Source organism: Nitrospirillum guaranorum, from assembly GCF_034653275.1.
Classification (GTDB): domain Bacteria; phylum Pseudomonadota; class Alphaproteobacteria; order Azospirillales; family Azospirillaceae; genus Nitrospirillum.
Window position 1 is genome coordinate 925,001 of sequence record NZ_JAYEES010000003.1, and the last position, 12,480, is coordinate 937,480.

Genomic DNA, 12,480 nt, shown 5'->3' on the forward strand with positions numbered 1-12,480 from the left:
AAGTTCGACGCCGTCGACGTCAACCTCTACTACCATCCCACCAAGGCCGGATATCAGGTAGTGGTGACCGCCGGCACCCAGGACCCGGCCAGCACCGTGCGCTTCGTGTCCACCCTGGCCCCGGATCAGGAGACGGTGGTGTCCGTGCCGCGCGGTGCCGGTCAGCAAGCCCTGGAGCTGCGTCTGCGCCGGGTCGGCGACCAGCTGGAGTTGGTGCGTCCGGTCTCGTGATCCCGGCCCATATCGGTTCATTCGCGCCCGTCAAAAGCCCGTGGCTCCGGCCACGGGTTTTTTGTCGTGGGCAAGGGCCTATGCCCCCAGCATCTCACGGATCTTCGCGCCCAAGGCCTCTAGCGTGAAGGGCTTGGCCAGGATGTCCATGCCGGGCTGCAGGAAACCGGCGCGGACCGTGGCGTTCTCGGCATAGCCGGTGATGAACAGGACCTTGAGCCGGGGGCGAAACTGGCGGGCGATTTCCGCCAGCTGGCGGCCGTTCATGTTGGGCAGGCCCACGTCGGTCACCAGCAGGTCGATGGCGCGCCGGGATTCCAGGTGGGGAATGGCGCTGCGCGCGTCCACCGCCTCGATATGGCGGTATCCCAAGTCCTCCAGCACATCGATGACCAGCATGCGCACCGTGCTGTCGTCCTCCACCACCAGCACCGTCTCCCCCAGCCCGGGCGGGGCGGCGGGTTCGGGCGGCGGCGCCTTCGCCTCTTCCGGCAGCGCCCGGCGCAGGGTCAGGATGACGGTGGTGCCCTGGCCGACCTCGCTGTCGATATGGACATAGCCGCCGGATTGGCGGGCGTAACCGTAGATCATCGACAGGCCCAGGCCCGTGCCCTGGCCGATGGGCTTGGTGGTGAAGAAGGGGTCGAAGGCCTTTTCCCGCACCGAGGGCGCCATGCCTGTGCCCGTGTCCGATACCTGGACCACGACGTAATCGCCGGCGGCGCGCTTCTCCGCCCCGTCGCCGCTCTCGCCCAGGGTTTGGTTGGCGGTGGTGATGGTCAGTTGACCGCCGCCCGGCATGGCGTCACGGGCGTTCAACGCCAGATTCAGCAGCGCGCTTTCGAACTGGTTGATGTCGGTCAGGGCCGGCCACAGGCCGGGGGCGAGCTTCGTCACCAACGTGATGTCCGCCCCCAAGGTGCGGCGCAACACGTCGGCGAAATTGGCGACCAGGGCGTTCACGTCCTGGGGCCGGGTATCCAGCGACTGCCGCCGGGCGAAGGCCAGCAGGCGATGGGTCAGGGCCGCGGCCCGCTGCACCGCCGTCGACGCCGCATCCAGATAGCGGTCCAGCCCCTCAGGGCGCCCCGCGTCCACCCGGCGGCGGATCAGCTCCACGGCGCCCGAGATGCCCATGAGCATGTTGTTGAAGTCGTGGGCGATGCCGCCGGTCAGCTGGCCCAGCGCCTCCATCTTTTGCGCCTGGCGCAGCTGTTCCTCGGCCGCGTGCCGGGCGGTCACGTCCATGGCCTCCGGCACGATGGCGATGATCTTTCCCGCCCCGTCGAGCACCGGCCGCAAGGAGAAGTCGAAGATGTGCCGGCCGGCGGGCAGGTTGATGATGACCTCGCGCCGCACGGTGCGCCCCGCCCGCACCAGGGGCAGGGCGGCGCGCACCAGGTCGGGCATGCCCGGCGTGGCGGTGAACCACGGCGTTTCCCAGAAGGGCATGCCCACCACATCCTCCCGCCGCGCGTGGATGCCGGCCAGCGAGGTGGGGTTGGCGTCCAGCACGATGCCCTCGGGCGACAGCAGGCCCTGGTGCTGGTAGCTGGTGTTGAAGACGGAGCGCAGCCGCGCCTCCGACCGTTCCAGGGCCTGGGCCTGTTCCCGTTCCCGCGTCACGTCGCGGCCGGCGGCATAGATCAGCCCACCCTCCGGTGCCGCCACCCAGCCGATCCAGCGATAGCTGCCGTCGCGATGGCGGCAGCGGGCCTCGACACTGTTCAGCGCCTCCTTCGAGGCTTGGGCCAGGGCCCGGGCCTTCAGTTCCCGGTCGTCCGGGTGGGTCAGGTCCAGATAGTGCTTGCCGACCAGCTCCCCAGGCTCCCAGCCCAGGATGGTGCGCCAGGCGGGGTTGGCGGCGCGAAAGAGGCCCCCGGGGCTGATGACCAGCAGCAGGTCCTGGGCATTGTTCCAGGCGCTGTCCCGCTCCCGCGTGCGCTCCGCCACCTGGCGTTCCAGGGTTTCGTTCATGTGGGCCAGGGCCTCGGCGGCGGCCTTCTGGTCCTCGATATCGGTGGTGGTGCCCAGCCAGCGCAGGATCGTCCCACCCTCGTCCCGGATGGGGACGGCGCGGGCCAGATGCCAGCGATAGACGCCGTCGGCCCGGCGCAGGCGGAACTCCGCCGTGTAGGTCCCGCCCGCCTTCACCGCGGCGGCCCAGCCCCCGGCCGTCCGGGCCAGATCGTCCGGGTGGGTCACCCAGGTCCATGCCTGCCCGTCCAGGGCGCCGGTCGGGGCGCCGGTATAGGCGTAGGCGTGCGGGTTGAACCAGTCGAGGTTCCCCTCCGGCGTGGCGGTCCATACCAGCGCGGGCATGGCTTCCGCCAGGGTGCGGAACTGGGCCTCGCTGTCGCGCAAGCGCTGCAGGGCCATCACCCGCTCCGTCGTCTCATCGACGATGCAGACCACGCCTTCCACCTCCCCCGCCTCGTTGCGCGCCGGGGAGTAGGAGATGTCGAAATAGACGGTCTCGATGTAGCCCTTGCGCTCGATGCGGAAGGGGCGGTCCTTGGCCACCACCGTTTCGCCGCCCCGGGCCCGCTGCAGCAGCGGCTCCAGATCGTCCCACAGCTCCGTCCAGTACTCGCGGGCGGGACGTCCCAGGGCGTGGGGATGCTTGTTGCCGATGGTGGGGGCATAGGCGGCGTTGTAGAGGGCCACGAACTCCGGTCCCCAGAACATCACGATCTGGGCCTGGGCCGGCAGGATCAGGCTGACCGCCCCCTTCAGGGTGGGGGACCAGCCCGCCACCGGGCCCAGCGGCGAGGTGGACCAGTCCATGGCCCGCATCTGCGCGCTGATGGCGCAGTCGCCGTCCGGGAACGGTATGCCGCTCCGGCCATCCACCTCATCCCGCACCGCCGCTCCCTTCCTCACCGCTCAACCCCGCTTGAGAATCCGGCCGGAAACCTTGCCCCTTAAAACCGTGCCCAGGCAGGGAAATAGGCTGAACAGCGTTGCCTCACAGGGCGGCTCCGTCAATCGCGCCGCTGGTGGCGCCCGTGCCGGTCTTTCGTGCTAGGGCGCGGGCGGCGGGCCTAGCCCTTTGGCCTGGGAGGCCCCTGCCGGCTTGAGTGAAGGGGGAATAAATGTGACAAATGAGCGTTACCGCTAACATAGCCATTCCGGATGCGGGAAATCGTTTTCATCCGGAAGATTGATCATAAAAATGGACGATAGGGAGTGAATCCATGAAACGCGCGTTCCGGGCCGCCGCCTGCGCCGCCCTGCTCAGCCTGCCGTTGACCGCCCTGCTGGCGCCGCCCCTGGCAGCGGCGAAGGCAGCCCCGTCACCGTACGAGAACTTCCGGTTGGCGATCTATATCGCCGTCACCAGCACCCGCCAGCTGGCCGACAAGGCCACCTTCGACCGCGAGTTCGAGCGGGCGATGCGCCAGACCCATTTCAACAAGGTCTACCTCGAGGTCTACCGCAACCACGTCTTCGCCACCGACGAGGAGGTGACCCGCGTCAAGAAGTGGTTCGAGGAAAAGGGCGTGCAGGTGTCCGGCGGCATCACCCTGGCCGCGGGCGGCGAGGGCGGGCAGTTCGGCACCTTCGACTATGAAAAGCCGGCCGACCGCGAGGAATGCGCCAAGGCGGCGGCGCTGGCCGCCAAGCATTTCGACGACGTGATCCTGGACGACTTCTTCTTCTATGCCAGCAAGAGCGATGCCGACATCGCCGCCAAGGGCAGCCGCAGCTGGACCCAGTACCGGCTGGACACGATGCGCCAGGTGGCGCGCGACCTGGTGCTGAAGCCGGCGAAGGCGGCCAACCCCAAGGTCCGCATGATCGTCAAGTACCCCAACTGGTACGAGCACTTCCAGGGCGCGGGCTATGACCTGGAGCAGGAAGCCCAAGACTTCGACGCCATCTACACCGGCACCGAGACGCGTGACCCGGTGATCACCGACCAGTTGCTGCAGCAGTACGAGAGCTATGAGATCTACCGCTACTACAGCAACATCCGCCCGACGGACGCGACAGGCGGCGTCGGCAACGGCGGCGGCTGGGTCGACACCTATTCCACCCTGTACGTCGACCGTTATGCCGAGCAGCTGTGGGACACGCTGTTCGCCAAGGCGCCGGAAATCACCCTGTTCAATTGGCGTCCCATGTCGGAAGCCGAGGCGGTGACGCCGGGAGACCGCCAAGCTTGGGCCGACCTGCCCACCAGCTTCCGCTGGCAGGAAATGGTGTCGGGCTACAAGCCCGGTTCCCAGGCTAAAGACACCGGCCCCGGCTGGGGTCGCGTCGCCGGCTACGCGCTGGAGACGGTGGACAAGGACCTGGGCAAGCTGGGCAAGCCCATCGGCATCGCCAGCTACAAGCCCTACCAGTCCTCCGGCGAGGATTTCCTGCACAATTACCTGGGCACCATCGGCATCCCCATCGAACTCAGCCCCAAGTTCCCGACCAACGCCGACGTGGCCCTGCTGACCCAGGCCGCGGCGCAGGACCCCAAGATCGTGGATGAGATCAAGGGCAACCTGGCGGCGGGCAAGACGGTGGTCATCACCTCCGGCCTGCTGACCGCCCTGAAGGGCAAGGGCATCGAGGACATCGCGGAGGTGTGGGACACGGGCCGCAAGGTGGCCATCCATGACTTCATCAACGGCTACGGCGCTGGCAACGGCGACAGCCTGAACGACCCGGCGCATGACAACCCCGCCGTGCTGTTCCCCGAGGTGCACTACTACACCAACGACAGCTGGCCCATCATCCGCGGCGTGGCCAACGCCAAGGGCTTCCCCATCCTGCTGATGAACCGGTATTCCAAGGGCATCCTCTATGTCCTGACGATGCCGGAGAACCCGGGCGACCTCTACAACCTGCCCCAGGGCCTGGTGACGGAGATCAAGAAGTACCTGCAGCAGGACTTCCCCGTGCGCCTGGACAGCCCGGATCATGTCAGCCTGTTCGCCTATGACAACGGCACGTTCGTGGTGGAGTCCTTCCGCGATCAGCCGGTGTCGGTGACCCTGTCGCTGCTGGGCCAGGGCGTGCATCTGCGCAACCTGTCCGCCAACGCCGATATCACCGCCACGCCGGCGGCGGCACCCAAGGATGGCAAGTTTCGCCGCGACAACGTGGCCGCCCGGACCGACTTCGGCGTGACGGTGCAGCCGCATTCCTACCAGGTGTTCAAGATCGAGAAGTGAGGACGGCCTGCTGATGGCAACTGGGGAACAGATTAGCAGCTGTGATCTGTTCCCTTTCCGTTCATAGGTGATCTGCTAGGATGCCGGGGCCATGACCAGTCCCGGCATCCGCAAGATCATCCACGTCGACATGGACGCGTTCTATGCGTCGGTGGAACAGCGCGACAACCCGCATCTGCGCGGGCGGCCGGTAGCCGTGGGCTATGGTGCCAAGCGCGGCGTGGTGGCGGCGGCCAGCTATGAGGCGCGGGAGTATGGCGTGCGCAGCGCCATGCCCTCCACCACCGCCTTGCGCAAATGCCCGCCGCTGATCTTCGTGCCGCCCCGGTTCGAGGTCTACCGCGCCATCTCCCGCCAGATTCGGGAGATCTTCGCCGACTACACCGACCTGATCGAACCCCTGTCGCTGGACGAGGCTTATCTGGACGTGACGGAAAACCGCCGGGGCCTGCCCACGGCGACTGCCACCGCCACGGAAATCCGCGCCCGCATCAAGGCGGAGACGGGGCTGAACGCCTCGGCCGGCATTTCCTACAACAAGTTCCTGGCCAAGCTGGCGTCCGATCATCGCAAGCCCAACGGCCAGTTCGTCGTGCCGCCCGGCCATGGCGAGGCCTTCGTGGAGAACCTGCCGGTGGCCAAGTTCCACGGCGTGGGCCCGGTGACGGCGGAGAAGATGAACAGCCTGGGCATCCACACCGGCGCCGACCTGCGCCGCCAGACCGTCAGCTTCCTGCAGACCCATTTCGGCAAGTCCGGTCCCTGGTACCACGCCATCGCCCATGGCGAGGACCACCGGCCCGTCGTCTCCGACCGGCCGCGCAAATCCTCCGGCTCCGAAACCACCTTCCTGGAGGATTTGACGGAGCCGGCGGCGGTGGAACAGGGCGTGCTGTCCATGGCGGATGAGGTCTGGGCCTGGTGTGAGAAGGCGCAGGCCTTCGGCCGCACGGTGACGGTCAAGATCAAGTACGGCGACTTCCGCCAGGCCACCCGCAGCCGCACCCTGGCGGCGCCCGTGGTGTCGCAGGACGCCTTGCGCGGCGTCAGCGTGGAACTGGTGCGCACCGTCTATCCCCTGCCCACGGGCGTGCGGTTGCTGGGGGTGACCGTCTCCAGTTTCGAGGCGTCGGGCCCGCCGGCGCAGTTGGAGTTCGGGTTTTGACCCCTGGTCCCGCCGCGCCGGCCGCCGGGGTCATCCGACCACGCTTCCGGCCGCCGCCACGATGACCTGGGCCACGGCCTCCGGCATCGACAGCAGCGACAGGTGGCTGGCCTTCAGCTCCGTGGTCCGGGCCTTCATCAGGACGGCCAGTTTGCGCTGCAATTCGACGCTGACGATCCGGTCCTCGCCGGAGACGATGTACCAGTTGGGGCGGCTGGACCAGGCGGCCTCGGTGATCGTGTCGGTGAAGGTGCGGGCCGCCAGGGGCGGCTGCAGCACCGCCAGCAGCCTGGCCTCTTCCTCCGGCAGATCCTGGCCCACATCCCGCACCCAGCCCTCGGCGCTCAGGGTCAGGAAGCCGGCGCCGTCGTCGATGATCTTGGACAGCGCCGGCGGCGGGGCGTGCGCCCCGACCAGGTCGCCGGTGCTCTGGCCCGCGCCCGGCGCGAAGGCCGCCACATAGACCAGCGCCTTCACCTTCAGATCGTTCCCGGCCTCGGTGATGACCGTGCCGCCCCAGCTGTGCCCCACCAGCACGACCGGCCCGGGGATGGCGTTCAGCGCCCGCCGGGTCGCCGCCACGTCGTCGGCGAGGGAGGTGGTGGGGTTCTGGACGGCTACGACCGGCAGGCCCTGCTTCAACAACAGGGGAATGACGCGGCGCCAGCTGGAGCCATCGGCCCAGGCGCCATGGACAAGCACGACGGTCGGGCGGGAGGAGGGCGGGGAGGTTTCCATGGGCTACGGCTCCTGATCTAGATGACCCGTTTGGATGCGGTCGTCCCATCTTCGGGGCGAGGGCTGGTGCCGTATTGGAGAATGCGCGAGGCTTTGAAGGTTTGGCGGCCTATTTCGCCCCGGCAAGCCGGACCCATCATTACGCCACGGGTAATAATGAAGTGCCGAGACCGATCATTCTCAGCATGGGCCGATTGGGCGACCCTGCGTTCGCGGATCGGGAATGACCCCGGTCCTGAACATCGGGAACCGGATCATGAAGCTCTATTACCATCCGCTGTCGGGCCACTCCCACCGGGCGCGCCTGTTCCTCTCGCTGCTGGCCGTGCCGCACGACCTGGTGGAGGTCGATCTGAAGGCGGGGGCCCATAAGGCGCCGGAGTTCCTGGCCCTGAACCCCTTCGGCCAGGTGCCGGTGCTGGACGACGGCGGCGTTGTCGTGTCGGACTCCAACGCCATCCTGGTCTATCTGGCCCGCAAGTTCGACCGCGCCGACTGGCTGCCGCAGGACGCGCAGGGCACCGCCGCCGTGCAGCGCTGGCTGTCGGTGGCGGCGGGTGAGGTGGCGTACGGTCCGGCGGCGGCCCGCCTGGTGACCGTCTTCGGGTCCAAGCACAACCCGCAAGAGGTCATCGCCCGGGCGCACGGCCTGCTGAAAAACCTCGAGGCCCATCTGGTGGGCCGCGACTGGCTGGTGGGCGGGGCGCCGACCATCGCCGACGTGGCGCTCTACAGCTACGTGGCCCGCGCCCCGGAAGGGAACGTCGACCTGTCGGGCTATCCCGGCGTCATCGCCTTTCTGCGCCGCATCGAGGCGCTGCCGGGCTTCGTGCCCTTCGTCGAGACGCCGGTGGGCTTGTCCGCCGCCCAGGGCGCGACCGTCGCGTGATCCTATGGCACGGGCGCGCGCCCTCGGCGTGGGCCGGGGGTGCGCCCGCCCGGCCCAGACCGAAGGAGATGGAAATGAGCGACGCCACATTGACCAAGCTGGCGGTCTGGCATGCCGGCGAGAAAGCCATCCAGGAGAAGGTCGGCGTGGCCGAACGGATGGCGAGCGTGGGGCAGCGGGTGATCCGCGACCACATGCCCGACCAGCACCGCGACTTCTACGCCCAGATCCCCTTCATCGTGGCGGGCAGCGTCGACCCCGCGGGCGACGCCTGGGCCACACTGCTGGCGGGGCGGCCGGGCTTTATCACTTCGCCCACGCCCCAATCGCTGGCGATCGACGCGCGGCCCGACCCCACGGACCCGGCGGCCGGCGGGATCAGGGAGGGTGAGGCCATCGGCCTGCTGGGCATCGAGCTGCACACCCGCCGGCGCAACCGGGTCAACGGCACCCTGCGGTCCGGCGCCGGTCCCTTCCTTTTCCAGGTCGACCAGAGCTTCGGCAACTGCCCGCAGTATATCCAGCTGCGCGACTACCGCTTGGCGCGGGACCCCGCCGAGGTGTTCACCGGCCCGGTGCTGGAAAGCGCCGAGCTGGATGCCGAGGCACGGCGCATGATCGCGGCGGCGGACACCTTCTTCGTGGCGTCGTACGCCGACCGGGACGACCGCCGCCAGGTGGACGTGTCGCATCGCGGCGGCAAGGCGGGCTTCGTCCGCGTGGCCGGGGACGGCACGCTGACCATCCCCGACTTCGCCGGCAACCTGTTCTTCGCCACGCTGGGCAACATCCTGGTGAATGGCAAGGCGGGGCTGGTGTTCATCGATTTCGAGACCGGCGACATGCTGCAGATGACGGGCGACGCCCAGGTCGTCCTGGACAGCCCCGAGGTCGCCGCCTTCCAGGGGGCGGAGCGGCTGTGGACCTTCCGCGCCCGGCGGGTGGTGCGGCGCCCGGGCGCCTTCGCCGTGCGCTGGGATTTCCAGGAGGACGGCTGGTCCCCCAACTCCCTGATGACGGGCGACTGGGCGCAAGCCGCCGATCGGCTGCGCGCGGCGGACCTGGCCACGCGCTGGCGGCCGTTCAAGGTGACACGCATCGTGGATGAAAGCGCCGCCATCCGTTCCTTCCACCTGATGCCGGACGATGGCGCCGGCCTGATCCCGCATGAGGCGGGTCAGCACCTGCCCATCCGCGTGGCCCTGTCCGGCACGGACAAGCCGGTCATCCGCACCTACACCCTGTCGGTGGCGCCGTCCGACGCCGTCTACCGCATCAGCGTGAAGCGCGACGGCCTGGTCTCCAGCCATCTGCATGACCATGTCCGCGTGGGCGACATCATCGAGGCGCGGGCGCCGGCCGGGGGCTTCACCATAGATGCCCGGCAGAAGCGGCCAGCCGTGCTGTTGGGCGCCGGGGTGGGCATCACGCCCCTGCTGGCCATGCTGCGCCATGTGGTTTACGAAGGCCTGCGGACCCGTGGCGTCCGGCCCACCACCCTGTTCCATGCCGCCCGGACCAAGGCGGACCGGCCCTTCGAGGCCGAAGTGGCGGAGCTGGTGGCGGCGGCCAAGGGCGCGGTGCGGGTCGTGCGGGTGCTGAGCGATGCCGCCGGCGCGGTGGAGGGGGCCGATTACGAGGCCGCCGGGCGCATCGACATGGCGCAGCTGGGCCGTTTCCTGGCATTCAACGATTACGACTTCTACCTGTGCGGCCCTGGGCCTTTCATGCAGGCCATCTACGACGGCTTGCGCGGCCTGAACGTCGCCGATGAGCGCATCCATGCTGAGGCCTTCGGCCCCTCGTCCCTGGTGCGGACGGCCGACAAGGCCACCGCCGCGGTGCCGCCGCGTCAGCCGCCCGCCGCCGGCCCCGTGCCGGTGGTCTTCACCACCGCGCTGAAGGAGGCCCGCTGGACGCCCGGGTCCGGCACCCTGCTGGAACTGGCGGAGGCCCGGGGCCTGAGCCCCGAGTTCAGCTGCCGCTCGGGCACCTGCGGCAGTTGCCGGACCAAGGTACTGGCTGGCGCCGTCACCTATCTGAAGGAACCGACCGCCCCGGTGGCCGAGGGCGAGGCGCTGATCTGCTGCGCCGTCCCGGCCGAACAGCCCGAGGGCGCTGGGCCGCTGCAACTGGCCCTCTGATCCCCAACCGGAAAACCGAACCGGAGACGACGAAATGTTTTGCCTGCTGCTGCCGGAGGCCATGGACATGGCCGCCGAAGCCACCCGGCTGATCCCCTGGCTGTTACGCCGGCGGCTGGCCCGCCTCCGCTTCCTGCTGCGCGGCCCCGCCGTGGCCAGCGGCGACCTACGGGGCACCCTGGCCAAGGGCGAACTGCCTGGCACCGCTGACTATTTCCGCGACATGATCATCCAAGATCCATGTACTTATGCGGAGTTTCTGGCCCGCCTGACGTGACGGCCGGGCACGCGGGGGAGAGGGTTCCATGGATCGCTGGCAGGCCATGCGCATCTTCGTGAAGGTGGCCGAGACGGAAAGCTTCGCCGAAGCGGCGCGCCACCTGCACCTGAGCGCGCCGGCGGTCACCCGCGCCGTCGCGGCGCTGGAGGAAACCATCGGTGCCCGCCTGTTCGTGCGCACCACACGCTCGGTCAAGCTGACCGAGGCCGGCGGGCGCTACTTCGACGATTGCCGGCGCATCCTGGCCGACATCACGGAGGCGGAGGCCGCCGCCGCCGGGTCCTACGCCACGCCCTCGGGAACGCTGACCGTCACGGCGTCGCTCCTGTTCGGGCAGATGTACGTGCTGCCCATCGTGACGGACTATCTGGACGCCTATCCCACCATGACGGCGCGCACCCTCTTCGTCGACCGCCCGGTGAACATCGTGGAGGAGGGGGTGGACGTGGCCGTCCGCATCGGCCGCCTGCCGGATTCGGGGTTCACCGCCATCAAGGTGGGTACGGTCCGCCGGGTGGTCTGCGGCGCCCCGGCTTACTTCGAGAAGCACGGCGTGCCCACCAGCCCGGCGGCGTTGAAAGACCACCGCATCGCCGTTTCCACCAGCGCCTGGGCCTCCCCCGAATGGCGCTTCGCCGGCGACCAGCGGGTGGTCATCCATCCCACCCTGCACTGCAACACCAACGAGGCGGCGATCGCCGCCGCCCAGGCCGGTTGGGGGCTGACGCGGGTGCTGCACTACCAGGCCGGCCCGGCCCTGCTGGAGGGGCGCCTGCGGGTGGTGCTCGGCGAGTATGAGGAGCCGCCGCTGCCCATCCACCTGCTGTACGCCGAGGGGCGGCAGGCGCCGGCCAAGATCAGGGCCTTCGTCGACAGGGCGGTGGCCAGTTTGCGGGGCAATCGTCTTTTGAACTGATCCGCTCAAACGCCCGCGCGCCGGCGCAACTCGTTGCGCTTGGCCGCCACCTCGGCGCGGGCGCGCTGCACGGCTTCCATCTCGGTCGCCTCCAGCAGGCCCTCGATGACGCGGCCCAGATGGTCGCGCATGGCGGCGCGGGCGGCCTGGGGGTCGCGGGCGGCCAGGCTCTGCACGATGCGCTGGTGTTCCTCCACCCGGGGATGGTCGCCCACGGTGCGGGCGCGCTCCAGCATGGCCATGCACAGCGGCGACTTGTAGCGCATGTCCCACAGCTGCTCGACCACGCCGACCAGGGCGGTGTTGCGGCTGGCGCGCGCGATGGTCAGGTGGAAGCGGCGGTCGGCCTGTTCCCCCACGGCGTTGCGCGCGTTCTCCTCCCCGATCTCGCGCAGCAGGGCGTCCAGCTCCGCCAGCTCCTCATCGGTGATCGTGGTGGCGGCCAGGGCGGCCACCTCGCCCTCCACCAGCCGGCGCGCCTCGGTCAGCTCAAAGGCGCCGATGTCCAGTTCCGCCGCCGCCTCGCTGGGGGGCAGCTGCTCCGTCACATAGATGCCGGAGCCATGGCGCGCCTCCACCAGCCCCAGGATTTCCAGGGTGATCATGGCCTCGCGCACCGTGGGGCGGCTGACGTCGAACGTTTCCGCCAGATCCCGTTCGGAGGGCAGGCGCTGTCCGGCGGCGTGGACGCCCCGGCGGATGTCGGCGGCGATGGCGTCGGCCACCTGGCGGTACAGGCGCTGGCCGTTGGCGGGTAGGGGCGGCATGCGAGTGCTCTGACCAGATGGACGGCGGATGGGGTCAGCATAAAGCAGCGGCGCCCCCGTCCGCCAGTCCAATTCGCCTTATTGACAGGCCACATGGGGCTGTGGAAGACATAAATGGTAAGGCCAATTTACGGACATCCCCCGGGGCCATGTCGCTGGGGTCGTCCGCTCCAGGGGTG

General features: G+C 69.1%; 10 protein-coding genes (1 of these 10 running past the window's edge). 7 read left to right on the forward strand and 3 right to left on the reverse strand.

Annotated elements, in window-relative coordinates; translation table 11 throughout:
* Positions 1-231, forward strand: the 3' portion of a protein-coding gene (locus UAJ10_RS13185) for a hypothetical protein (RefSeq protein ID WP_322915761.1). It extends 117 nt beyond the left edge of the window; the window shows 231 of its 348 coding nt (coding positions 118-348); its start codon lies off the left edge, out of view; it ends in the stop codon at positions 229-231.
* A gap of 78 nt (positions 232-309) precedes the next feature.
* On the opposite strand, the gene UAJ10_RS13190 is transcribed toward UAJ10_RS13185, so the two are convergent.
* Positions 310-3,114, reverse strand: coding sequence for a PAS domain S-box protein (locus tag UAJ10_RS13190; protein ID WP_322915762.1), 2,805 nt, complete (start codon positions 3,112-3,114; stop codon positions 310-312).
* A gap of 314 nt (positions 3,115-3,428) precedes the next feature.
* Between UAJ10_RS13190 and UAJ10_RS13195 the strand changes: the two genes are divergently transcribed.
* Both UAJ10_RS13195 and dinB read left to right on the forward strand, forming a co-directional pair.
* Complete coding sequence (locus UAJ10_RS13195) at positions 3,429-5,402, forward strand: hypothetical protein (RefSeq protein ID WP_322915763.1); 1,974 nt, start codon at positions 3,429-3,431, stop codon at positions 5,400-5,402.
* A 91-nt stretch (positions 5,403-5,493) separates the two neighbouring features.
* Entirely contained in the window at positions 5,494-6,567 is a 1,074-nt protein-coding gene (gene dinB / locus UAJ10_RS13200; RefSeq protein WP_322915764.1) for a DNA polymerase IV, read from the forward strand.
* A 30-nt stretch (positions 6,568-6,597) separates the two neighbouring features.
* Here the strand turns inward: dinB and UAJ10_RS13205 are convergent, their stop codons facing one another.
* On the reverse strand, positions 6,598-7,305 hold the full coding sequence (locus UAJ10_RS13205; protein ID WP_322915765.1) for an alpha/beta hydrolase: 708 nt from the start codon (positions 7,303-7,305) through the stop codon (positions 6,598-6,600).
* A gap of 256 nt (positions 7,306-7,561) precedes the next feature.
* On the opposite strand from UAJ10_RS13205, the gene UAJ10_RS13210 reads away from it, so the two are divergent.
* The 4 genes from UAJ10_RS13210 (at position 7,562) to UAJ10_RS13225 (ending at position 11,534) form a co-directional block, all read left to right on the forward strand.
* Positions 7,562-8,194 (forward strand): glutathione S-transferase family protein, encoded by a 633-nt coding sequence (locus UAJ10_RS13210; RefSeq protein WP_322915766.1) that lies wholly within the window; start codon positions 7,562-7,564, stop codon positions 8,192-8,194.
* Positions 8,195-8,268: 74 nt separating this feature from the next.
* Positions 8,269-10,338 carry a 2Fe-2S iron-sulfur cluster-binding protein gene (locus UAJ10_RS13215; protein ID WP_322915767.1) on the forward strand — a complete coding sequence of 690 codons (2,070 nt, stop codon included), beginning with the start codon at positions 8,269-8,271 and terminating at the stop codon, positions 10,336-10,338.
* A 34-nt stretch (positions 10,339-10,372) separates the two neighbouring features.
* The gene (locus tag UAJ10_RS13220; RefSeq protein WP_322915768.1) at positions 10,373-10,615 is read left to right on the forward strand and encodes a hypothetical protein; all 243 of its coding nucleotides are present in this window, start codon (positions 10,373-10,375) and stop codon (positions 10,613-10,615) included.
* A 28-nt stretch (positions 10,616-10,643) separates the two neighbouring features.
* Entirely contained in the window at positions 10,644-11,534 is an 891-nt protein-coding gene (locus UAJ10_RS13225; RefSeq protein WP_322915769.1) for a LysR family transcriptional regulator, read from the forward strand.
* A gap of 5 nt (positions 11,535-11,539) precedes the next feature.
* On the opposite strand, the gene UAJ10_RS13230 is transcribed toward UAJ10_RS13225, so the two are convergent.
* A complete protein-coding gene (locus UAJ10_RS13230; protein WP_322915770.1) occupies positions 11,540-12,301 on the reverse strand; it encodes a FadR/GntR family transcriptional regulator in 762 nt (253 codons plus the stop codon).
* Positions 12,302-12,480: the final 179 nt, after the last annotated feature.